23 protein-coding genes are annotated in these 22,087 nt (G+C 63.5%); 13 read left to right on the plus strand and 10 right to left on the minus strand.

The window, feature by feature from the left end:
• Positions 1-241: 241 nt before the first annotated feature.
• Together serS and RG2_RS24590 are read right to left on the minus strand one after the other, a co-directional pair.
• Positions 242-1,495 (minus strand): serine--tRNA ligase, encoded by a 1,254-nt coding sequence (gene serS, locus RG2_RS24585; RefSeq protein WP_033235171.1) that lies wholly within the window; start codon positions 1,493-1,495, stop codon positions 242-244.
• Positions 1,496-1,562: 67 nt separating this feature from the next.
• Complete coding sequence (locus RG2_RS24590; RefSeq protein ID WP_033235172.1) at positions 1,563-1,958, minus strand: ankyrin repeat domain-containing protein; 396 nt, start codon at positions 1,956-1,958, stop codon at positions 1,563-1,565.
• A gap of 82 nt (positions 1,959-2,040) precedes the next feature.
• On the opposite strand from RG2_RS24590, the gene RG2_RS24595 reads away from it, so the two are divergent.
• The 6 genes from RG2_RS24595 (at position 2,041) to RG2_RS24620 (ending at position 8,151) form a co-directional block, all read left to right on the plus strand.
• Positions 2,041-3,138 (plus strand): septum formation family protein, encoded by a 1,098-nt coding sequence (locus tag RG2_RS24595; protein WP_230590200.1) that lies wholly within the window; start codon positions 2,041-2,043, stop codon positions 3,136-3,138.
• A 3-nt stretch (positions 3,139-3,141) separates the two neighbouring features.
• The gene (locus tag RG2_RS24600) at positions 3,142-3,492 is read left to right on the plus strand and encodes a metallopeptidase family protein (protein WP_033235174.1); all 351 of its coding nucleotides are present in this window, start codon (positions 3,142-3,144) and stop codon (positions 3,490-3,492) included.
• Positions 3,493-3,633: 141 nt separating this feature from the next.
• On the plus strand, positions 3,634-3,933 hold the full coding sequence (locus RG2_RS24605) for a PE domain-containing protein (protein WP_033235175.1): 300 nt from the start codon (positions 3,634-3,636) through the stop codon (positions 3,931-3,933).
• A 57-nt stretch (positions 3,934-3,990) separates the two neighbouring features.
• A complete protein-coding gene (locus RG2_RS24610; protein ID WP_033235176.1) occupies positions 3,991-5,223 on the plus strand; it encodes a PPE domain-containing protein in 1,233 nt (410 codons plus the stop codon).
• Positions 5,220-6,047, plus strand: coding sequence for an ESX secretion-associated protein EspG (locus RG2_RS24615; protein WP_051730589.1), 828 nt, complete (start codon positions 5,220-5,222; stop codon positions 6,045-6,047). Before RG2_RS24610 ends, RG2_RS24615 begins: the two co-directional genes overlap by 4 nt.
• A 40-nt stretch (positions 6,048-6,087) precedes the next feature.
• Positions 6,088-8,151 carry an acyltransferase family protein gene (locus RG2_RS24620; protein ID WP_033235177.1) on the plus strand — a complete coding sequence of 688 codons (2,064 nt, stop codon included), beginning with the start codon at positions 6,088-6,090 and terminating at the stop codon, positions 8,149-8,151.
• 9 nt (positions 8,152-8,160) lie between these two features.
• On the opposite strand, the gene RG2_RS24625 is transcribed toward RG2_RS24620, so the two are convergent.
• The 3 genes from RG2_RS24625 to RG2_RS24635 are packed head-to-tail and all read right to left on the minus strand — an operon-like array spanning position 8,161 to position 10,415.
• Positions 8,161-8,829: a histidine phosphatase family protein gene (locus tag RG2_RS24625; RefSeq protein WP_033235178.1), complete on the minus strand. Its 669-nt coding sequence runs from the start codon at positions 8,827-8,829 to the stop codon at positions 8,161-8,163.
• A complete protein-coding gene (gene pheA / locus RG2_RS24630) occupies positions 8,826-9,740 on the minus strand; it encodes a prephenate dehydratase (RefSeq protein WP_033235179.1) in 915 nt (304 codons plus the stop codon). Before pheA ends, RG2_RS24625 begins: the two co-directional genes overlap by 4 nt.
• Positions 9,741-9,761: 21 nt before the next feature.
• Entirely contained in the window at positions 9,762-10,415 is a 654-nt protein-coding gene (locus RG2_RS24635) for a hypothetical protein (RefSeq protein WP_033235180.1), read from the minus strand.
• 139 nt (positions 10,416-10,554) lie between these two features.
• On the opposite strand from RG2_RS24635, the gene RG2_RS24640 reads away from it, so the two are divergent.
• The 5 genes from RG2_RS24640 to RG2_RS24660 all read left to right on the plus strand — a co-directional run bounded on the left by RG2_RS24640 (position 10,555) and on the right by RG2_RS24660 (position 14,760).
• The gene (locus RG2_RS24640; protein ID WP_033235181.1) at positions 10,555-11,352 is read left to right on the plus strand and encodes a DUF2470 domain-containing protein; all 798 of its coding nucleotides are present in this window, start codon (positions 10,555-10,557) and stop codon (positions 11,350-11,352) included.
• Positions 11,324-12,178 carry a CPBP family intramembrane glutamic endopeptidase gene (locus tag RG2_RS24645; protein ID WP_045066276.1) on the plus strand — a complete coding sequence of 285 codons (855 nt, stop codon included), beginning with the start codon at positions 11,324-11,326 and terminating at the stop codon, positions 12,176-12,178. Before RG2_RS24640 ends, RG2_RS24645 begins: the two co-directional genes overlap by 29 nt.
• 16 nt (positions 12,179-12,194) lie before the next feature.
• Positions 12,195-13,532 carry an LCP family glycopolymer transferase gene (locus tag RG2_RS24650; RefSeq protein ID WP_371851340.1) on the plus strand — a complete coding sequence of 446 codons (1,338 nt, stop codon included), beginning with the start codon at positions 12,195-12,197 and terminating at the stop codon, positions 13,530-13,532.
• 46 nt (positions 13,533-13,578) lie between these two features.
• Complete coding sequence (locus RG2_RS24655) at positions 13,579-14,124, plus strand: ferritin (RefSeq protein ID WP_033235183.1); 546 nt, start codon at positions 13,579-13,581, stop codon at positions 14,122-14,124.
• Between the two features lie 90 nt (positions 14,125-14,214).
• Complete coding sequence (locus tag RG2_RS24660; RefSeq protein ID WP_033235246.1) at positions 14,215-14,760, plus strand: ferritin; 546 nt, start codon at positions 14,215-14,217, stop codon at positions 14,758-14,760.
• On the opposite strand, the gene RG2_RS24665 is transcribed toward RG2_RS24660, so the two are convergent.
• From RG2_RS24665 to RG2_RS24680, 4 genes are read right to left on the minus strand one after another with little or no spacing between them, the layout of a single operon-like run.
• Entirely contained in the window at positions 14,757-15,545 is a 789-nt protein-coding gene (locus tag RG2_RS24665) for an alpha/beta fold hydrolase (protein WP_033235184.1), read from the minus strand. The two genes, RG2_RS24660 and RG2_RS24665, sit on opposite strands and share 4 nt — an antisense overlap.
• 47 nt (positions 15,546-15,592) lie before the next feature.
• Entirely contained in the window at positions 15,593-16,507 is a 915-nt protein-coding gene (locus tag RG2_RS24670) for a DUF5926 family protein (RefSeq protein ID WP_033235247.1), read from the minus strand.
• A 30-nt stretch (positions 16,508-16,537) separates the two neighbouring features.
• Positions 16,538-17,302, minus strand: coding sequence for a glycerophosphodiester phosphodiesterase (locus RG2_RS24675; protein ID WP_033235185.1), 765 nt, complete (start codon positions 17,300-17,302; stop codon positions 16,538-16,540).
• Complete coding sequence (locus RG2_RS24680) at positions 17,299-18,156, minus strand: DUF4328 domain-containing protein (RefSeq protein ID WP_230590202.1); 858 nt, start codon at positions 18,154-18,156, stop codon at positions 17,299-17,301. The genes RG2_RS24675 and RG2_RS24680 overlap by 4 nt, the downstream gene beginning before the upstream one ends.
• Before the next feature lie 477 nt (positions 18,157-18,633).
• Between RG2_RS24680 and RG2_RS24685 the strand changes: the two genes are divergently transcribed.
• Together RG2_RS24685 and RG2_RS24690 are read left to right on the plus strand one after the other, a co-directional pair.
• The gene (locus RG2_RS24685; protein WP_230590204.1) at positions 18,634-20,409 is read left to right on the plus strand and encodes a PH domain-containing protein; all 1,776 of its coding nucleotides are present in this window, start codon (positions 18,634-18,636) and stop codon (positions 20,407-20,409) included.
• 27 nt (positions 20,410-20,436) lie between these two features.
• A complete protein-coding gene (locus RG2_RS24690; protein WP_033235188.1) occupies positions 20,437-21,366 on the plus strand; it encodes an LLM class F420-dependent oxidoreductase in 930 nt (309 codons plus the stop codon).
• Positions 21,367-21,430: 64 nt separating this feature from the next.
• Here RG2_RS24690 and RG2_RS24695 read toward each other — a convergent pair whose 3' ends face one another.
• Positions 21,431-22,024 carry an Rv1733c family protein gene (locus RG2_RS24695; protein WP_230590206.1) on the minus strand — a complete coding sequence of 198 codons (594 nt, stop codon included), beginning with the start codon at positions 22,022-22,024 and terminating at the stop codon, positions 21,431-21,433.
• Positions 22,025-22,087: the final 63 nt, after the last annotated feature.

A 22,087-nucleotide genomic window follows, 5' to 3' on the forward strand; every position in this document is an offset into this window, starting at 1 on the left:
ACTGCTACCTGTATCAGTTTTGGTAAGACGGACGTCCAATAGGGAGCAAAATGTTGCTGGCCACCGTCTTGGGTGAGCTAAGCAGGCCGAAATAGACAAGAGCGGAGCTGCAGATCATCAGACCTGCAGCCCCGCTCTGCGCGAAACAACTACCCCCAAGCCGAACACACCTGGTCGGGCGGAAAAGCAGCCGAGGCCGCGACAAAATCGTCGCGGCCTCGGCTTTTCAGCTAGGAAGAAGTCAGCGCAACACATCCGTGCCGACAAACGGAACCAGTGCTGCCGGCACGCGAACGGTGCCGTCGGCCTGCTGGTGGTTTTCGAGGATCGACACGATCCAGCGCGTCGTAGCCAGGGTGCCGTTGAGGGTGGCAGCTGTCTGCGGCTTGCCGTTCTCGTCGCGGTACCGAACACTCAACCGTCGCGCCTGGAAGGTCGTGCAGTTGGAGGTCGAGGTCAGTTCGCGGTACGCCTGCTGCGTCGGAACCCATGCCTCGCAGTCGAACTTACGGGCAGCCGAGGAACCAAGGTCTCCGCCGGCAACGTCGATGACGCGGTACGGAATCTCCATGGCGTCCAACATGTCCCGCTCCCAACGCAGGAGACGCTGATGCTCGGCGTCGGCGTCCTCCGGTCGGCAGTATGTGAACATTTCGACCTTGTCGAACTGGTGGACGCGGATGATGCCGCGGGTGTCCTTGCCGTAGCTTCCCGCTTCACGGCGGAAGCACGAGGACCAACCGGCGTAGCGCTTCGGGCCTTCGTTCAGCTCGAGAATTTCACCCGAGTGGTAACCGGCCATCGGGACCTCGGAGGTGCCGACGAGGTAGAGGTCGTCTTCCTCGAGGTGGTAGATCTCATCGGAGTGAGCGCCGAGGAAGCCGGTACCGGCCATGATCTCGGGGCGCACGAGCACCGGCGGAATCATCATCGTGAAGCCGTTGGAGATAGCCTTCTGCGCCGCGAGCTGCAGCAGTCCGAGCTGGAGCATCGCGCCGTACCCGGTCATGAAGTAGAAACGCGAACCCGAGACCTTCGCGCCGCGCTCCATGTCGATGAGGTTGAGCGATTCACCGAGCTCGAGGTGATCCTTCGGCTCGAAGTCGAACGACGGAATGTCGCCGACAGTCTCGAGGACGATGTAGTCGTCTTCGCCGCCGGCCGGAGCGCCCTCCTGCACGACGTTGGAGATCGCGCGGTGCGCGGCGTCGAGCGCGGCCTGCGCCTCGTGCTGCGCGGCTTCGGCTTCCTTGACCTTGGCCGCAAGTTCCTTGGACCCCGCGAGCAGTGCGGGACGCTCCTCCGGAGATGCCTGTCCGACCTTCTTGCCGAACGCCTTCTGCTCGGCGCGGAGGTTGTCTCCGGTCAGCACAGCGGCGCGTCGGGACGCGTCGGCTTCGAGCAGAGCGTCGACCAGTCCGGGATCTTCTCCACGGGTGCGCTGCGACTCGCGGACGATTTCGGGATTCTCGCGGAGGAACTTGAGGTCAATCACGACTAGGAACTCTACCCACTCACCCCAGGTAGCCAACGGTCACGTCCGCGGCCGCTCCGGGCGACGCTCAGGATTCGAGCAGGGAAAGATAGTCCTCGCGTCCGAACATCCGGGCCGCGTCGATAGCGCTCGGATGCCCGCCGCGCGGGTCGACTCCCCCGCTCACCAGTGCTTTTACGACGGCGTCCTCACCCTTGAAGACGGCACCGGCAAGGGGTGTCTGGTTCTTGTCGTTGGCCCGATTGACGTCGGCGCCACGCTCGATCAGAGCAACGACGGCATCAACGTGGCCGTGATATGCGGCCAACATCACCAGCGTGTCGCCGCTGCTGTTGGTCAGATCCACCGGAATCCCGGCGTCGATGTACGACGCCAGAGAAGCCGCGTCGCCGGTCCGCGCCATGTCGAAGAGGCGCCCGGCAAGTTCGACGGCTTCGGGTTCGAGCCCGGATTCTTCGGTCATAGTCCATAAAATACCTGCTTCGGACGTAAACGTTTTGCCGTGAAGGTTCGGTACGGCATGGAAAACAGGCATGATGGGATCGATGCCTGAAGACAAGATCGAGAAGCCGTCCGATCCGGCGGGCCCGACGGGCGCGTCGGGGAAGAAAACCGTCTCAGCGCACCGCACCAGACGCGTTCTGGCTGCTGTTGCGGTGGGCGCGGTTGTTGCCGCCATTGCGACAATCGCGATTTCCGGCGGCCTGAACAGTGGCGACAAGCCAGCTGCCACTGTCGGCGGAATCGGCTCTCAGGCCACCAACAAGTCCGCCGAAGAAAACGCCTTCACGTCGGCCGGCGCGGGCGACTGCCTGAACTGGACGCCTGCGACGGCATCCGGTGGTGATCGCACCGACATGTCCATCGTCTCGTGCGACACCGAGCACCGCTTCGAAGTTGCCGGCCCGCTCGACTTGTCGGTGTTCCCGGGCGCGGAGTTCGGCCCCGGATCGCGATACCCGGGCGCGCTGCGGTTCGCAGAACTGCGCGACGAGCACTGCACTCCGATCGTGAACTCGTACCTCGGCTCGCGGTTCGACCCGAAGGGCAAGTTCAGCGTCGGACTGATGTTCCCGAGTGAATCGTCCTGGACGTCCGGCGACCGTTCGCTGCGCTGTGGTCTGCAGTTCTCGACCACAACCGGTGAACTTCTGCCATTCATCGGCAGGGTTGCCGATCAGGATCAGTCGAATGTCTGGGACGTCGGAACCTGCATCGGCATCAACCAGAATCTCCCGACCGACCCCGTGGATTGCGCGAACCCCCACGCATACGAGGTCATCTCGGTGATCGATCTCGGCACCCAGTTTCCCGCAGGCATGCCGTCGGTCGAGGATCAGGACGCCTATCTCGAAGGAGTCTGCACGCAGGCTGCCAACGAGTACCTGGGTTCAGCCGACGCGTTGCGCGACAAGACACTGACCCTGTTCTGGGACAACATCGCCCTCGAGAGCTGGTTGGCCGGCAGCCGACGCGTCAACTGCTCCGTCGGCACGGAAGTCGCCACCGGCGGGTTCGCGGCCATCACCGGCAGCGCCAAAGGCGAAATCCTGATCAACGGCGCGGCTCCGGTCCCGCCGCCTTCAGCACCGGAAGGTCGGTCAGTGCCGACACCGTTGCCCGGCGCGTCCCCGCCGTCGTAAGCCATGACGGTAACCATGAACGACGACCGGTTCGAAGACCTGGTCGGCGAGGCACTCGATCTCATTCCGCCGGAATTGGCAAAGGCCATCGACAACGTTGTTGTCCTGGTCGAACCCCGTGACCCCGAGGAACCGGGGCTTCTCGGGCTGTACCAGGGCATTGCCCTCACCGAGCGCGATTCTCAGTACGGCGGATACCTGCCGGACACGGTGACCATCTACCGCGACGCGATCCTCGACATCTGCGAGTCCGAAGAAGAGGTCGTGCACGAGGTTGCGGTCACGGTCATCCACGAGATCGCCCACTACTTCGGAATCGAAGAGGACCGCTTGCACGAACTCGGGTGGGGTTGAGAAACCAGTCCGATTTCGAGGGAACCGACAGCTCCCGGCGCGCATCAAAGTAGGTGCGGGGAGTTTGACGTTCGGCGTCTGTAGGGCGACGGATGATGATCCTCGCCCATCATTCGCACTGGTCACCTAGGAGTTCGGCACATGCACGTCGATCCTCACGCACTGATTACCGCTGCCCTCGAACTCGAAGCCGGGGCCGCACGGCTGCGCGGAGTCGTCGCGTCCACAAGACCCGCCCGGCAAGTCCTGCCGTCCGGCTCCGACGAAGTGTCCACCAGCGCCGCGAGCAGTTTCAATGCGACGTCCGAAAGCTTGGCATCGTCAGCCGACCGCGCTGTTGCCGAACTCGAAGACGCAGCCGCCGCACTGCGCCGCTACGCCGCCGCCTATGAATTCGAGGACAACCGGACGCAGGCGGATCTGGCTTCGGCTCCACTCTGATCCTCGTCCGCAGACACGTCACTACTTCGCACATTTTCACTTCTGGGGGGAAGAACAATGGTCGGCATCACCGGCGTCATCTGGTATCCACGCGGCGCAGCGCCCAATTCGGCTGCGTTGATCGCCGGCGCGGGCCCGGTGCCACTCAGCGTCGCGGGCGGAGCCTGGACGGCAGTATCCGCCGGACTCGGAGACACTGCGTCGACGGTCAGCCGAGTGATGGCAAATCTACGAATCGGCTGGACGGGCGACGCTGCCGATGCCGCTCTCGCCAAGTTCAAACCGTTCGAGGAGTGGGCGGCGCGGTCTTCCATGCTCGCCCAGAAGACCGGCGGCAAAGCGCAGGTTCAGTCGGCGACGTACACCGTCGCGGCTATCGCCATGCCGTCGTTACCGGAAATCGCTGCCGTCGAAACAGCCAAGCTGGCCGCGTACACGCTCGGCGGCGCCCTCACCGGATCGGCTGCGGTGGCTGAACTGGCTGCAGAGCAGCTCAAGCTCCGGGCAGCGGCGGCCATGGAAACCTACGATTCCGCTACGGCTCCCCTCGCCGTGCGGGACGAGTTCGAGCCGCCGCCATCCATCACCATGTCCGATGTTGCCGGCCAGGGCTCTCCGCAGAATGTCAGCGTCGCCGAACAGACCGTCAACGCATTTGTCGAGCCGGTCCGCACTGCTGCGGCGGCAATCACGTCGGCGCTCTCCAACCCTGCAGTCACTGCGGCCGCTTCCCAGCTCGGCGCCGTATTGGGCGGAGCCAACGCCGCCACTACCGCAGCAACAGCAGCCGCAACGACGGCCACCGCTGGGGCTGGTGCCGTATCGGCGGCAGTCGGCCTGGGCGGCGGGCTGGGCGGCGGGCTGGGCGCGGGTGCACCATCATTCCTGAGTTCACCATTGACTGCCCTGACCGGCGGTAACAACGCCGGGCGGCATGCCGCAGCCACCACCGCAGCGGCCGCCACAACACCCGTCGGCGCACATTCGACCAGCGCAGGGCTTTCGGTCAGTTCTGCCGACCAGATCACGCCCCGCGCGGCGTCCGGGACAGTAGTCAATGCTGTCGGCACCGAAAGTGTGCGCTCCGACGCCGTCCGCACCGACGCCGTCCGCGCTACGCCGAGTTCCGGAACGGGCCCCGTCGCCAGTGGTCGGCATGCCGCGACGGATGACGACGACACCGAATTCCATGACACCCCCGACTACCTCAAGCACTTCGAGCATTTTGCCGATGGGCGTACCGTCATCACCTCGGTGATCGGTGCCGCCGATGTGGAATCGCGCCTGTGAGCACCCTTGATCTCGGAATAGCTACCGACACCGACGCTTTCCCCTCCGTCGATCTGACGTCGGCGGAGATCGAGTACGCCCGCGAGCGCCTCGGCCTCGATGTGCTCCCGGTGGTACTCGGCGGCACAGCACTCTGGGATTCGGTAGCCGAATACGATGCCGCAATGCACAGTGCAGCAACATCTTTGGCTGCGCGTGACCTTCTCCCGGGCGGCGAGATCCATCACGGCATAGCTGCGACACTGCGCACCCTGACGCGCCCCGCATGGGAACTTGCACTGCGCAGCCACAACCAGGGAACACTGACCCGGGTGTGCGTTGCCGCCGACGAAACGCTTTGCGTGGAAGCATCTTTCAACGAAGAAACCAGAATCTACACACTTCACAAAGTCGTGAATCCGGCAGATGCGGTGGTGCGCGCACTCGGCCCGTCGGAACCCATGCCGATTGCCGTGATCAACGCACCCACCGACATGCTGAGCGCCGCACTGAACGCCGGACCCGACGCAGACACCGTCGCCGACGCTCTGACCCAAGCCGGCGTACCACCCGTCGAGGCCGGCCAGCTCGGCAGTGCGATGGTCACCTGCACGTCCTTCACCGAAATTGTCGGCATCCCGCGGGGCGTCGGCACCGAGAATCTCCCCGCCGGAGTGGTGTCGGTCTTCAATACCGCGCATGGCCGCGTTGTCGCGTCGTCAAGCACGTCGGCCGACGGTACGCAGTGGAGCTCGATCAGTTCCGGAACACCCCAACGGCTCCGACAGGCGGTGAATTCGCTGGTAGAACTGCTGTCCGAATCGCCTGGTGCCGTCTCCCGGTAACCTAGGGCGATCCCCTAGACGCCCGGAGCCTTCACCCAGCATGCCTTTGACCACCCCCACCACCACCGTCGAGTCACCGCACAAACCGAGAACACGGCAGTACCGCGAAGACCTCAACGGGCTTCGGGGACTCGCGATCGCCTTGGTGGTGGTCTTCCATGTGTGGTTCGGCAAGGTATCCGGCGGGGTCGACGTCTTCCTGGTTCTGTCCGGCTACTTCTTTGTCGGTTCGCTGGTTCGCCGCGCCGAGGCCGGTGGCTCGCTCAATCCCCTACCGGCGTTCAAACGGGTATTCGTCAGATTGTTCCCCCCGATCGCGGCGGTGACGTTCCTGACCGCGGCGGCGGCCTTGGTGCTGTTGCCTCGAACCCGATGGGCCGGCCTCGCCGACGAGCTGACAGCCGTTCTCGGCTTCTTCCAGAATTGGCAGCTTGCGCTTACGTCGAGCGACTATCTGGCGGCCGACGGTTCGGTGTCTCCGCTCCAACACTTGTGGTCGATGGCCGTGCAGGGTCAGTTCTATCTCGTGGCCATCGCAGTGGTGCTGGTGGTTGCGTCATGCGTATCACGCACTCGCCCAGAGCTTCTGCGACCAACACTGACGCTGGTGTTCGGCGCGTTTGCTGTTGCGTCGTTTACCTACGCCGCAGTGATGTCGGGCCACGATCAAGCCTGGAACTACTACGATTCCGCGGCCCGCCTGTGGGAGCCGTCGGTGGGCGCACTCGCGGCGTTGATGCTGACACGCTGGAATATCACGCGGGTCGGAGCGTGGCCACTTGCACTGAAAACAGCTCTCGGCATCGCCGGATTGGCGTCGATTCTGCTGTGTGGGTTCTTCCTCGACGGCGCCGAGCAATTCCCCGGACCGTGGACGCTGGTTCCCACGCTCGCGGCCATCGCACTGATAGTCAGCGGCGAGGGCAACAAGACTTGGACCGCACACATTCTCGCGCACCCCGCCCTCTCGCAGCTTGGCTCCTTCGCCTTTGCGCTGTACCTGGTGCACTGGCCGATCCTGGTGTTCACCCTCGTTGTGACCGGGCGCCCGGAAGCCGGATTTGTGGGCGGGACGTTGATTATCGCCGCATCGCTCGCGGTGGCCTACGGCTTGCGGATGGCGGTCGAGGTACCGATCGAGCGCGATGCTCCGGCACGGAGGCCGATCCTGCTGGCCTCCGTCGTCGGTGCGGCGGTCATCGTCACCGGAATGTTCGGTTGGCAGGCCTACGTGGGAAGTCAGAGCACGGGTCAGCGCGCAGCCGATACCCTCGACATCCCCACCCACCCCGGCGCATTGACGTTGACCGACGGGGTTTCAGTCCCGCAAGCCTCCATGGTTCCGTCCATTTTCGACGCACCACTGGATCTTCCGATAACCACGCTCGACGGCTGTATCTCGGATTTCCAGCAGATCGACATCGTGACCTGCACGTACGGTGACGTGAACGCAGACCGCACGATCGCCCTGGCCGGGGGATCCCACTCCGAGCACTGGATCACCGCACTCGACGAACTCGGCCGCAGCAATGGTTTCCGGGTCGACACGTATCTGAAGATGGGTTGTCCGCTGGTCGCGGGAGAGAGCCCCGCCGTCAGCGACGTGCCGGATTGTGCGCCGTGGTCGAGCGCGGTCATCGACCGACTTGCCGCCACCACACCCGATTATGTGTTCACGACCGCCAGCCGGCCCAGTCCGGACGGTCCCGGCGACGTGACGCCCGAAGCCTACGTCGAGGTGTGGCACGAGCTGGAGCAGAGCGGCGTTCAGGTTCTCGCGATCCGCGATACTCCATGGCTGCACCACGACGGCGTTCCGTATCGCGCCATCGACTGCCTGGCAACCGCTACCTCAGCGGATCATTGCGCGTTGCCGCGGGCAGACATGCTCAGCGACATCAACCCGGCGTGGGAGGCAATTGCGGAACTCTCCAACGTAGCGCTACTGGATCTGAGCGATGGTGTCTGTGGTCCCGATCTATGCCGCGTGACGGAGGGAAATGTGTTGGTGTACCACGATTCCCACCACCTCACAGCAAGCTACGTCCGAACCTTGACGCCGGAACTCGGCCGTCAGTTAGGTTCAGCGACAACCTGGTGGTGAGCTGGAGCGTCAGCCCATCACGTCGTCGGCGCCCGGAATGAGCCGGTGCTCGAACGGCGGGTTCACCGTTCCCCAGCGCAAGCAATCCCAACCGCCGTCGGCGCGCGGCAGTAGTTCGACGCTTTCGGTGTTCGCAAGGTGATTGTTCGCCGCGAACAGTCCCGGGATGCCCGCGAGCTGAGCTGCGACCAGCCTGATGGCGGCGCCGTGGCTCACGACAACGATATCGCCGGCGCCCGACGACCCTTCGAGGAACTCGTCGCGCAGCGAGTTGACCACGGGGACATACCGTTCCAAGACGTCGTAACCGGTTTCGCCACCGGGTATACGCATACCGAGGTTGCCGGTGTGCCAGTGATGGAAGGTTTCGACAAACAGACGGTGCGCGTCTTCGTCGGTGCGATCTTCCAGGTCACCTGCCTGCACTTCATGCAAACCGTCTCGCACGTCCAGTGAGACCCCGGCGGCCTGTTCGACGAATCCCGCTGTCTGCCTTGCGCGCAACGCCAAGGACGACACCAAGGCGAGCGGCGGCGCGGCGGCCAGACCCTTGCCCAGAACTTCGGCCTGCGCCAGCCCTTCCGGGGTGAGTTTGGCTCCGGGCAACGCTGTGTCGAGCCGCTTCGCTACGTTGGCTTCGGTCTGGCCGTGCCGAACGAGAATGAGCCTGCCGGTCATCGTTCTCCCTCTCCGCGTTTGAGGTCTTCGATCCACGCGATCGCTGTTTCATCCGAAGGAGGCTGTGGCCCTGTTGAATTCGCGGTCGCCCACGACCCCAGGAAGCGAACTCCGGATTTTCGGTACAACGCGCGCATCGCTTCGGCCACCAGGGAGTCTTCGACGTGCCCAACACAGTCGACGAAGAATCGGTAGGTTCCGAGCTCCGTGCGCATCGGACGCGATTCGATTCGCGTCAAATCGATTCCGCGAGCGGCAAATTCAGATAGTGCCTGGACCAGAGATCCGGGAGCGTTGTCCAGATGGAGCACCAAGGCGGTGCGGTCTGCGCCGGTTCTGGCCGGTACCGGCGCAGGTTTGGTGACCAGCACGAAGCGCGTCACCGCGCCTCCCACGTCGGCGACATTGTCTGCAAGGCTTGACAATCCGAGCATCTGGCCGGCCAAGGCCGTGGACACACCGGCGTCGACGGTTCCCGCCTGCACGTCCAGCGCGGCACCGGCATTGGACGAGGAGATCACAACTTCCGCGTTCGGGAGATTGGCCGCGATCCATCCCCGCACCTGGGCGCTCGCGTGCGGGTAGGCACCGATGGTGCGCACCTGATCAGCACTGATGCCGTCGCGAACGAGGATGGAAAAGCTCACCTCGATCTCGGTCTCGGCCACGATCTGCAGCGGCGAGCCCAAGGCGAGTGAGTCCAGCGTCGGCGCGACACCGCCTTCCACCGAGTTCTCGAACGGCACCACGGCGCCGTCGACAACGCCGTCACGAACCAGGTCGAGCGTCGAGGGTGGGCTACCGGCAGGCACCCGTTCGACCAGCTCGTCGAATGCGCCCTCTGCCTCGAACTGGGCGAGCGCTATCTCCGTGAAGGTTCCCGACGGACCGAAATACGCGATTTTTGGCACGCCTCAAAGGTTACGCAACGATCAGCTCAAACCTGCCGAATGCAGTGCCGTTTCCACCGAAGTCGGGTCGGATACCTCGATCGTGAGGAGAACCTCGCGCAACGCGGACTGGGCTTCGGGGATGAGCGCAGCCAGTTTTGCCGGCTGCGGGTCGAGAATGGCAGCGCGGGCGTCGTCGCCGCGCAGGGCCGCCATGGTTCCGCACAGCAATCCGATCACCTCGTCCGCGTCGGCCGCTCGGGCGACAAATCCCACCGATTCGTGGGCCAGCACGGCCAGAAAATCGGCGATTTCGGCAGGTGAGTGCCCTGAATCGAGGCCCGGGATGCGTCCTCCTTCACAGAGCAACGCAGCCGATTCGGCCGGAGACAGAACCTCGTCGCCGCCGTCGACGTACACCGCGAGCGGGGCGGGCACGCGAAGTGCGATGGCGTCGTCGATCTGTTCGGTTGTGCACTCCAGATCAAAGCGCACCGCTTCGTACGACGCACCGGCGTCCGCTCGCAACCGCGCGGGGTCGATATCGAGGAGAACTACGACGCGTCCAGCGGATTCGGCTCCGAGCAGGGCAGATGCGGGAACAACGCGGGGTTCGCCAGGGGCGCCGAGGAGGAGTCCGTCGAGCAGTCCACGGGAACTTTTCGGGGGCAACCCGAGAGAAAGAGGTATGGCCACCGCTCCACCGTAGTGGCGGGTGCGGTCGGGGATTTCAGGCGAGTTGCGCAAAAGTCTTGCGATTCACACCACAGCAGCTTAGGTTAGGGTTACCTCATCAGCCGGTGAGGTAACCGGAAACACCCACCGAGGGGGCAGCATGGCTACGAAAACGAGCACCGGTCCATCCACCGCCGAACGAGTACGTAGCGCCTGCGCCCGAGCCCAGGATGCGGTTCTCGCGATCGAAGGCAGCGAACCGACCGTCACATCGGTGCACCACCTGCGATCCAACGGCGACATCGTTGTGGCCGTCCCCTCCGGCTCGGCTGCAACAGCACTTGCCTGGAGCGCCGGAAACGGCGGCCTACCTGCAGTGTTGGAGCTCACCGACCACGCGCCGCTGGCCCTGCGCGAACCTGTCCGCTCACTCGTCTGGCTGCGCGGCACACTGCACGCGGTGCCGGACTACGAATCGCGGGTACTGGCCGACGACGTCGCCGCCGAACACCCGCACCCGGCACTCCTCGACCTCGGTCACACCTCGGTACTACTCCGGTTGAGCCTCGCGTCGGCCGTTGTCGCAGACTCGTCAGGAGCCGAACCCGTCGCCGTGGAAGACCTGCTCGCCGCTCATCCCGATCCGTTCTGCGAAATGGAAACGGCGTGGTTGCAGCACCTCGACGAAGATCACAGCGACCTTGTGGACATGCTCACACGCAAACTGCCCTCGTACCTGCGCACCGGACGGGTACGCCCCCTCGGAATCGATCGCTACGGACTGCGTCTGCGCGTCGAGGACCACACCGGCGACCGGGACGTCTGGATGCCGTTTGCCAACCCCGTCGACGACGCCATCTCGCTGTCCCGCGCGATCCGCATCCTTGTCGGCTGCCCGTTCCTCAACGGCCTGCGCCCCGGCGGTTCACATGTCACAGGCGGCGCCGCCAACGGATAGCGTTGCGCGGGTGAATGCCCGCCAAACCGTCCGCTCGTGGTTGAACCCACCCGCTCCCGCCGGACCTGCTCTCGATGCGTCCGAACGTCGCGGTGTGCGGATCGAGATCACGATCGTCCTGCTGGTCACCTTCGGCCTCAGTGGCCTTTCCGGCGTCTTGTCGCTCCTCGAATCCCTCGCGACGCCGGTCGCCCTGTCCGATCAGACGGTGGCGCTCAATCCGTCGCAGGCAGCGATCGACTGGATCGACCTTGCTCGTCAATTGCTGAGTGTGACAAGACTGTTCGCGTGGGCTGCACTCGGCCTGTACCTGCTCTGGCGGGCGGGTATCGGCCCGACCGCAGCCGGCCTTCCTCCCAAACCGAAGCTACGACGCGACATCGCGCCCGGCTTTGGCCTTGCCGCCTTGATCGGCCTTCCCGGACTGCTGTTCTATCTCGCGGCGCAGGCGTTGAACATCAATCTCACCGTCCAGGCGAGTGCCCTCGACGATCACTGGTGGCGCGTCCCGATCCTGATTCTCTCGGCGATCGCGAACTCGAGCGCCGAAGAAGTTCTTGTTGTCGCGTATCTGATCAGCAGGCTGCGCCTGCTCGGGTGGGGCGAGAACTCGTCGTTGCTCGCGTCGTCGCTGCTGCGGGGCAGCTATCACCTGTACCAAGGTTTCGGTGGTGGTGTCGGCAACGTCGTCATGGGTCTGATCTTCGGTCGGTACTGGCAGCGAACGGGACGCCTGTGGCCGTTGATCATCGCCCACGCGCTCATCGACATGGTGGCGTTCATCGGTTACGCCCTGCTTCGCGATCATGTGGGTTGGTTGCCGTGACCGGTACCGTGAACTGGTGACCGGCGACTCCCCCTATCCTCAGCGCCCGCCGCGACCGGGTCCTCCACCTCAGGGTCCGCCGCCGCGGCGTCAGCCGCCGCGCCCGCCCGAGGGACAGCGCCCGCCCGAGGGAACTCAGGTCATTCGCCGTGACGGCCGGCCACCCCAGAACCAGCCACCCCAGAACCGGGCGTGGTCGCAGACCCCGCCACCCCAAAACCGCAACAACTGGGCCCCGCCGCAGCAACCACAGCCGTACCGGGACCCCCAGCAGAACCGGCAGCCACCGCAGGATCGGCAAGCGCAGCAATACCGTCAAGCTCCCCCGCCACCCCCGCGGAGGACGCCGCCGAATCAGCCACCCCGCCAGCCACCGCCGCGTCAGCAGCCGCCGTCGGCGCCTCGTCGACGCAAGAATTGGGGCAAGCGCATCGGCATCACGTTGCTGGTGCTGCTTCTCGCGTTTGTCGGCGCGATTTTCTACGTCGACAATTCACTGAATCGGATCGACGCACTTCCCGACTACGCCGGCCGCGTCGCGGATACACCTGGCACGAACTGGTTGATCGTGGGTTCGGACAGCCGCGACGGTCTGACTCCGGAGCAGGAGCAGGCGCTCGCGACCGGTGGCGATACCGGACCCAAGCGCACGGACACGATCATGCTGGTCCATGTGCCCAAGAGTGGGAAGACCACGATGGTCAGCATTCCGCGTGACTCGTATATTCCGATTCCGGGTGAGGGTTCCGACAAGATCAATGCCGCATTCGCGTGGGGCGGAGCGCCGTTGCTGGTGCAGACCGTCGAGGAAGCAACGGGTTTGCGGATCGACCACTACGCGGAAATCGGATTCAGCGGTTTTGCGGGAATCGTCGATGCTGTCGGCGGGGTCAACGTGTGCCTGGATTCTCCGATCGACGATCCCCTTGCCGGTATCAACTTGCCTGCCGGGTGTCAGGACCTGACAGGCTCGGAGGCGCTCGGATTTGTGCGTACCCGCGCAACGGCGCTGGCCGATCTTGATCGCATGAACAATCAGCGCAAGTTCATGTCGGCTCTGCTGTCGAAGGCCACCAGTCCTACGACGTTCCTCAATCCGTTCCGGTTGTGGTCCCTTGCCACCGACACGGCAAAGTCGCTTCAGGTCGACAACGGTGACCACATCTGGAATCTGGCGTCACTCGCGTGGGCTTTGCGCGGCGGCATGACAACTACAACGGTTCCCGTCGGCGGATTCGACTACGTCGACGGCTCGGGTGACGTTCTGTTGTGGGACAAGACCAAGGCATCACAATTCTTCGACGCGCTCGCCAATGATCAGCAGATTCCTGCGGAATTGGTCACACCCGGCTGAGCAACGTAGATCCCGGACGGCGGCCTGCACGCAGTAACCTGGAGACATGACACAGGCGAAGAACTCGAGCGAATTCACCCTTCTTCTGCGTGAGCAGATCCGGAACGAGTTCACGGCGTCTCAGCAGTACGTCGCGGTGGCCGTGTACTTCGATTCGCATGATCTTCCGCAAATGGCGACGCGTTTCTACAACCAGGCGAGCGAAGAACGCTCCCACGCCATGATGATGATCCAGTACTTGCTGGACAACGATCTCGACGTCGAGATTCCCGGAGTCGACGAGGTTGTCACGAAGTTCGAAAATGTGCGCGGACCTGTGGAATTGGCGCTCGAGCAGGAGCACACCGTCACGGCTCAGATCACGCGTCTGGCTCGCACTGCTCGTGACACCGGAGACTATCTGGGTGAGCAGTTCATGCAGTGGTTCCTCAAGGAACAGGTTGAGGAAGTCGCGAGTATGACCACGTTGTTGTCGATCGTGGATCGGGCAGGAAACAATTTTTTCCACTTGGAAAACTTTGTGGCGCGCGAGATGAACAATCCGCCCGCAGCCGATGCCACTGCTCCGAAAATTGCGGGTGCCGGGGCTTGAATAATTAGGTTTCCATTAGTTTGGAAACGCTTACCACAATAAGGCTGCACTGGGATGACAGTGCCCCTGACCTGCACTATCTTGGGGTTCATGACTTCTGGTGACACACACATGACTAAATTCCATGCGCTCCTCCGAGACCAGATTCGCAACGAATTCAACGCCTCGCACCAGTACACGGCAACTGCTGTTTATTTCGACTACGCCGATCTTCCGCAGCTTGCCAAGCACTTCTACAAGCAGGCCGTTGAAGAGCGCAATCACGCGATGATGATCGTCCAGTACTTCCTCGATCGCAGCATCAACGTCGAACTCACGGGTGTCGACGGCGCCAAGTCCGACTTCAAGGATGTCCGGGAAGCCATTGCGCTTGCACTCACCCAGGAGAAGTCCGTCACCGAGCAGATTGTTCAGCTCGCGAGCACCGCTCGCGAGGAAGGCGACTACTTGGGTGAGCAGTTCATGCAGTGGTTCCTCAAGGAGCAGGTCGAGGAAGTTGCGAGCATGACAACACTTCTCACCATCGCGGATCGTGCGGGCGCCAACCTGTTCGACATCGAGGATTTTGTGTCTCGTGAAATGAGCGTCGTTGGCGATTCTTCGGGAGCACCCGCCGTTGCCGGCGGAGCCGTCTAACGCCGCAACTCACTGCCGGCCAGCAGAATCGAGCTGATCAGCTCGGGTGAGTCGGTCATCGGAACATGCCCTACCCCAGGCAAAACTATGAGTTTTGCTTGCGGGAAGGGCTTTTTCACGCGCTGGGCCTGATAGACCGGCAGGATCAGGTCGCGTCGGCCCCACGCAACTGTCACGGGCACAGCCGGATTCACGATCGGCGGCAGCACAAAATCGAGTTCCATCCCTAGATCGACAAGCTCATTCGAGATAAGTGAACGGCAGTCGGCCAGGGCAGCGGAGTAGTCGACGTGACTCGGATGCGCAAAGAACGCGGCAAGCGCCGGGTAGCGAATCAGCTTGTACTGCAACGCGCGGGGCAATCCGTCGCCGAAGAGTTTGGCCGTGCTTCGGAGTGCCTGAAACGTGCCTATCGCGCGCACCTGATCCAGATGATTGACAAAAAATCCGGCCGGCGAGAGCGCCGTTGCCGAAGCAACGTCGCCGCGTGCCGCAAGGCAGAGTGAGATCCACCCGCCGAGAGAATTACCGGCGACGTGGGCGCGCTCGCCCGGCGGCGTCACCTCTGTGATGAATGCACTGACGTCGTCGATCAACTGGCCCATGACATCAGTCCCGAGTTCGGGCAGCGCAGAATCCCCGTGGCCGGGGAGATCAACCGTGACGACGCGCCGATAGGGCATCAACTGATCCAAAAGCGAATCCCACGCCTGGCGCCGATGAACAATGCCATGGACGAGCACAAGCGTGGGACCGCTACCGGAGATGTCGTGCGCCAAGGTCATCCGTAGAACTTTATACGTGACCCTGCGTAACGTCTATAGAAGCGCTATCAGCGCAGCGTGACCTGACGTCCACGCAGTCCGTCGCGCGAACGCAGTTCGGCCGACGTCAAAGGCGCGTCGACGGCCAGGGCCTGCGCCAGGCGATCGCCGAACTCGACGGTTGCCGCAACCCACTCGTTTGCGTGCTTCTCGGGGTCCAGGTCGAAGACCGGAACCAGCAGTCCGTGGGTGCGGAAGGATCCCGCGTAACGCGAACCCTCACCCAGGTTCAGTCCGCCGGCAGCGTGAACGCGAGCCAGTGCAAGCATCAGATCGTCTTCGCTTTCGGGGCGAACCCAACGCAGGTGCGCCTTCTCGCCGGCGTCTACCCACCAGGCTGCGACGAGGCCGTCACCTTCGAGCCGAGCCGACGGCATGATTGCCGCGTTGGCCTGCTCAACGGTGGCCTTGACCTGGGCATCCGTTTCGGTGCCTTCGGGGATCCACCAGTTGAAATCCTGGTAGACGGTGATGTCGAGCAGTGCGGCGGGATCGACGACAGCGGTGACGGCCGGGGTGTCCTCCGCCGGATCGGCAGCGGGGAGCGCGTCGCCGGGGGCTGCGTCGGCAACCCACGTCACGGATGCGGCGAGGTCTGCGCCCAGATCTGCGGAGTGAGCCTGAACCTGAACACCGACAAATCCGGTTGCCGTCTCACCCTCGTTGCGGACGAGTGCTGCAACAGCGCCGGGAAGAACCGTCGCGACGGTGACGGGACGATCCGAGCCGATGACGGGCAGCGGAGCCGTGGCCGAAGGAACGAATTCGCGCATGGCAACCAGGTCGCACTCTGCCGCGAGGCCTTCGAACGGGCGGTTGACCGCGCCTGATGCGGCGTCCCGCTCTGCTTGGCGGGCTGCGAGCTTCGCTGCGCGCCCACTGTCTACCTTCGGTCCACTGTTTCTCTTGCTCTTCTTAGCCACGAGGGCAAAACTACACGGGATCACCCGCGATCAAGCACTGCCCAGCCATTGCTTCGTGCGTCCGGGATGGTTTGTGGCCACCCAACTGACCCCGAGCTCACGGCACAGGTCCACATCCGCCTTGTCGTCGACGGTCCAGCAGTAGGTAGCGCGTCCGGCCGCAGCGGCGCGGTCCACAAGATCGGGATGCTCTCGCAGCGCCTTGACCGACGGGCCGATCGCCGTCGCTCCCACAGCCGTCGACGCGCCGCCGCCGAGATACCGCGACGCATCCCCGAGAAGGACCGTCGGCAGAAGGGGAGCTGCTCGGCGCACGCGCCACACCGCGCTGGCCGAGAAGGACATCACGACGGCCCGGGAATGATCCGCGGACGGCGGCGACGCTATGCCGAAGCGGTGCAGTTCGGCGAGGAGTTTCGCTTCGACCAGTCCGCCGTACCGCACGGGGTGTTTGGTTTCGATGAACAGTTTCACCGGACGCGAGAAATCCAGCGCCAAGGTGATGAGTTCGGACAGGGTCAGCAGATCTGCGGGCTCGCCGGTTGATCCGAAGTCGAGTGCGGTCAGGGAATCGAGGGTCATCTCGCTGACGATGCCGGTGCCGCTGGACGTGCGGTCGACCTTGCGGTCGTGGACACAGACCAGGTGGCCGTCGCGGGTGAGCCGGACATCGCACTCGAGCCCGTCTGCCCCTTCTTCGAGGGCAAGCTCGTAGGCGGCAAGCGTGTGTTCCGGCCGCGCAGCCGACGCGCCTCGATGCGCTACGACAAGCGGGCCTCGGCGATCCGGGCTCACTGAGCGGCTGCTTTTTCCGGCACGGCGTTTTCCAGCACCGATCGTGGAACCGGCACCCATCTGGTCGCGGTGTCCGGTTCGCCTCGCCAATCCTTGTGCTCGATACGCCGGATCACCGCCAGCAGGAGCGCAGCGGTGACAGCGGCGATCAACGCAATGAAGGCCGAGAGGAGCACTCCATCGGCCATTGCCTGGAGGCCGGGTCGCGAGCGCCAATACGCGTTCACGACAAGGAGGAAGCCACTGAACGCCCAGAACCCCCACCAGATCTTGACGAGCCGGCTCCCGCGCGGGTCGCGGCGCACGAGTTCGAGTAGATATACGGGCGGCATCACGAGATTGAGGACCGGCACGGCGCAGCCGACCAGGATTTCACCGCGTGAGCGCGGATCAGCGCGCTTTTCCCGCGCGTACAGGTCGCGGCGCGCACGTAGCAGCCAACACACCGCGGCCACGGCGGCGAGAACAGCCGTAAGCAGCCCACCGAGTTGCGTGAAGTAGACGGCGGCGTCCGACAGCCGCAACAACAGTTGTGGGACCAGACGGGTCTGGTTGTACACCAGGATCGTGTAGCGGCCGAGTTCCGCGAAGACGGCCAACCCGTACAGGACTGCCGCAATGGTGAGCAACGAGCCGACGCGATCGGCCATCCGGTCGGCGCGAGACTCCTCGGCTGGGCTGGTGTCGACGACGTCGGTGAGTCCCCACGTCGGGACGGCGTCGTATCGGGGCGTCGACGGGTCGGTGCGCGGCGGGTTGGGATCTCCGACGCCACGTGGTTCCCCGGGGTTGCGGGCGATCCACCGGAAGCCGCGACGGGAGGGGGGCAGATACACGTCGGTGCGGACCGGCATGAGGAGGACACCGCCGCAGCGGGGACACCATCTACCCGCGGGACCGACGACGGGCCATCGTGCGGCGCACCGTGCGCAGACCTGTAGCTGGTTCACACGCTCGATTCTGTCACGCCGTATCGGTAACGGCAGCAAATGGTTTCGGAGCTGTTCCGTAACCTGAACTTCATCTCCAGGTACAACTTTGTGCCGATAATGTGACCTGCGACACCGAAAAACTCGAGTTATCCACACTATCCACAGGTTCATCCCCAGCTTGGGATGAATCCACAGACCTTTATCCACAGGTCAGGGCTCATGGGTTGTGGGTTTACTGACAGGTGTTAGCGAACGATGCACAGGCTCGAGGATGAATTTGACAAGCGGGCGAATTCCCTGTGAATTCGCGGCCGGAGTCCACCGGACAATCCGTTCACGCGGCACCTGGCAGCACTGTGGGACGGCACCTGGCAGCATTGCCAGGCGATGACTCTCCCGATGACCAAGCCCAGTGCCAGGTGCGTTTTGCCGATCGCACTCGCGTCGATCGCGATCGCACTCGGTATTCGAACGTGGGTGGCGTCGCAGAACTACTTCTACTGGGACGATCTCATCCTGATCGGACGCGGAGCTCGCTTCCCCCTCTTCTCGAGCGAACTGCTGCTCTACGACCACGACGGTCACTTCATGCCGGCAGCCTTCTTCCTGACGGGCCTCGTGACGCGAATTGCCCCGTACCAGTGGGCTCTTCCGGTGATGCTGCTCGTCCTCGGTCAGGCGTTGGCATCACTCGCGCTGCTCCGCACGCTCAGACTGGTGCTCGGATGGCGTCCGGCGCTGCTGATTCCGTTGCTCGGCTATCTGTTCATCCCGCTCACTCTGCCGGCATTTGCCTGGTGGTCGGCGGCGCTCAATGCGCTTCCCCTGCAGATTGCTCTCGCCTGGGTGTGCGGCGACGCGATACAACTCGTGCGGACCGGCCGACGGCACTATGCCGTCTCGGGGACCGCTGTTTTTGTGGTCTCGTTGCTGTTCTTCGAGAAGTCGGTACTCGTGCCGTTTGTGGCGCTCGTGTTCGTCGTCTTGTATCTGCGCACGCAGTCCGACGCGTCGCCGATTCTCACCGCTGCGAAAAAAGCCAAGGCGCTGTGGATTCCGTGTGCCGTTGTGCTCGCGATCTGGATTCCGGTGTACCTGTTCACCGTCGAATCGCCGGTGACGGGCAACGGTCGCAGCATGTCCACGGCCCTGCTGCACCACGGAACTTCCTTGGGAATGCTCCCGACTTTGTTGGGTGGGCCGTGGCAGTGGGAGCGATGGATTCCGGGTCCCGCGTGGGCGAATCCCCCGATGTTCCTGGTCATTGCTGCCTGGATCATGCTTCTCACCGCACTCGTGGTCACCGTGCGCTCCCGACAAGGCGCTGCCTGGATCTGGATCTGCGCCGCTGTGTATTTTCTGGCGTCGGTTGCTGCGATGACCGTCACCCGCACCGCCGAGGGCACGACGTACGAATTGGCACAGACTCTGCGGTATTTCACGGATTCGGCCACGGTGTTCGCTCTCGCAATTGCGCTCTACTTCGCGGCGCCACCCCGGGTCGAACCCCGCGTCGACTCCCACACCACGGTGCCGATCCGCGCTATTGCCGTGGGTCTTTCGGTTCTGTTTGTCGTCAGTTCCCTGGTCTCGACATTCTCGTTCGTGAATGTCTGGCGAGAAAGCCCAACCCGTGACTATCTTCAGAATGCCCGGGTGTCGTTGGCGCAGAACACGGATACGCCGCTGCTCGATCAGCCGGTCTCGATCTGGGTTCTCCTTCCTTTCACCAACCCGAACAACATGGCTTCCCAGGTACTCGGCCCACTGCCCGATCGACCCGAATTTGCTTCCAGTACACCGATTCTGCGACTGATCAACGACAACGGCACTGTCGTCGACGGCGAAGTCACGTTCACGCGACGGATTCCCGAGGGCACGGATCCGCAGTGCGGAACACGTGTCGACGGCCCGACAGAACTGACGTTGGACGGACCGTTGGCCGTCTGGGATTGGACAGTTCAGCTCAACTATCTCGCGAGCGCAGACGGAACGATCGACGTGTCCTTGACCACCGGTGACGCGGTCTCCGTACCCGTGAAGCAGGGCCTGCACTCGGCATTCGTGCAGGTTGTCGGCGACGGCACAACCGTCAAGGTAGCGCCGCGGACCCCCGGACTGTCACTGTGCCTTGCCGCCGGACAGGTGGGTGTTGTCGTTCCCGCGCTGCCCTGACGCACCCGCAGTGGCAGAGTTGAGCGCATGGATCTACGTATCTTCACCGAACCCCAACAGGGCGCTACTTACGAACAACTACTCGCGGTGGCCCAGACGGCCGAAAAGCTCGGGTACGGAGCGTTCTTCCGTTCCGATCACTATCTGGCCATGAATTCCGACGGCCTTCCCGGACCGACCGACGCGTGGATCACGCTGGCCGGCATTGCCCGCGAGACATCGACGATCCGCCTCGGCACGCTCGTGACGTCGGCAACGTTCCGTTATGCCGGCCCGCTTGCCATCTCCGTCGCGCAGGTGGACCAGATGAGTGGTGGCCGCGTCGACTTCGGTATCGGCGCCGGCTGGTACGAAAAGGAGCATGAGGCGTACGGGATTCCGTTCCCGGCGCTGAAGGACCGCTTCGAACTGCTCGAGGAAACCCTCGACGTGGTGACGGGCTTGTGGCGCACACCCGTCGGCGAGCAGTTCGACTACGACGGCAAGCACGTTCAGATCAAGAATTCTCCGGCGTTGCCGAAGCCGCACCAGGCCGGCGGACCGCCCATTCTGATGGGCGGCGTCGGTAAGAAGAAGACACCGGCCTTGGCTGCGCGGTTTGCCGACGAGTTCAATATCCCGTTCCAGTCCGTTGACGCGACCAAGGACATCTTCGGGCTCGTTCGTCAGGCCTGTGTCGATATCAACCGGGACCCGAGCGAGCTGACGTATTCCAACGCACTGGTCTTGTGCTGTGGACGCGACGAGGCGGAAATAACCAAGCGAGCTGCTGCCATCGGCCGCGAAGTAGCCGAACTGCGTGAAAACGGCTTGGCGGGAACGCCGTCGGAGCTGGTGGACAAACTCGGAGCATTTGCCGAGGCCGGTTCAGAGCGTATGTACCTGCAGACGCTTGATCTGAGCGATCTGGATCATCTCGAACTGGTGGCGAGCGAGGTCATGCCGCAGTTGGCGTAGGCCTTCGGCCTGTGCGTCTTTTTGGTAGCGCCCACTACCAAAAAGGCGCACAGGGGGCGAAGCCCTAGCCGTGTGCGTCGAGGAACGCGCGCAGGTCCCGGTCCCACTGCGCGTCGCGGCTACGGTCCAGCCATACCCGAATCAGCATGAAACCGATGGTCAGCAGCGACATGACGCTGAACCACGTGAAGATTCCGGTCACGACCGCAGCCACGTCTGCTGCGCTCTGCGTGATCGGGGCAATGGTTTTGTCACCGTTGTTGTCGACGTAGATGTCGACAGAAGTGCCGGCAGGCGTGGTCTCGTCGACGGTGATGTCTTCGCGATGAACCTGCCCGTTCCAGTTCCACTGAGCCGGTGCTGTTTCGGTGTTCGCAGGAATGTAATCGGCGGTCGCGACACTGGACGTGACCGAGTCGCCTGTCGTGACGGCGGCGATGGAATGGGTGCTCCTGGCCTGGTCGGCGATCAGGGCATTCTGGCTTGCCGCCGTAGCGCCGCCTGCCCAGATGGCAAACGGCACCAGCAGGATCGCAAGAACGATCAAGCCGAAGGACATGAATCCCTCGATGCGATCACTACGCCTGACCATCGGGTCGTGGCCGACGTGAATGGTGCGTCGGAGCAACGACGCTGTTGCTCGCGTACTAGCGGACATGATGCGCTCAGTTCTCTCGACAAGACACTCTTGCTATCGAGATTCCCTCTATTTCGATCTAGT

The sequence above is a fragment of the Rhodococcus globerulus NBRC 14531 genome, from assembly GCF_001894805.1.
Classification (GTDB): domain Bacteria; phylum Actinomycetota; class Actinomycetes; order Mycobacteriales; family Mycobacteriaceae; genus Rhodococcus_F; species Rhodococcus_F globerula.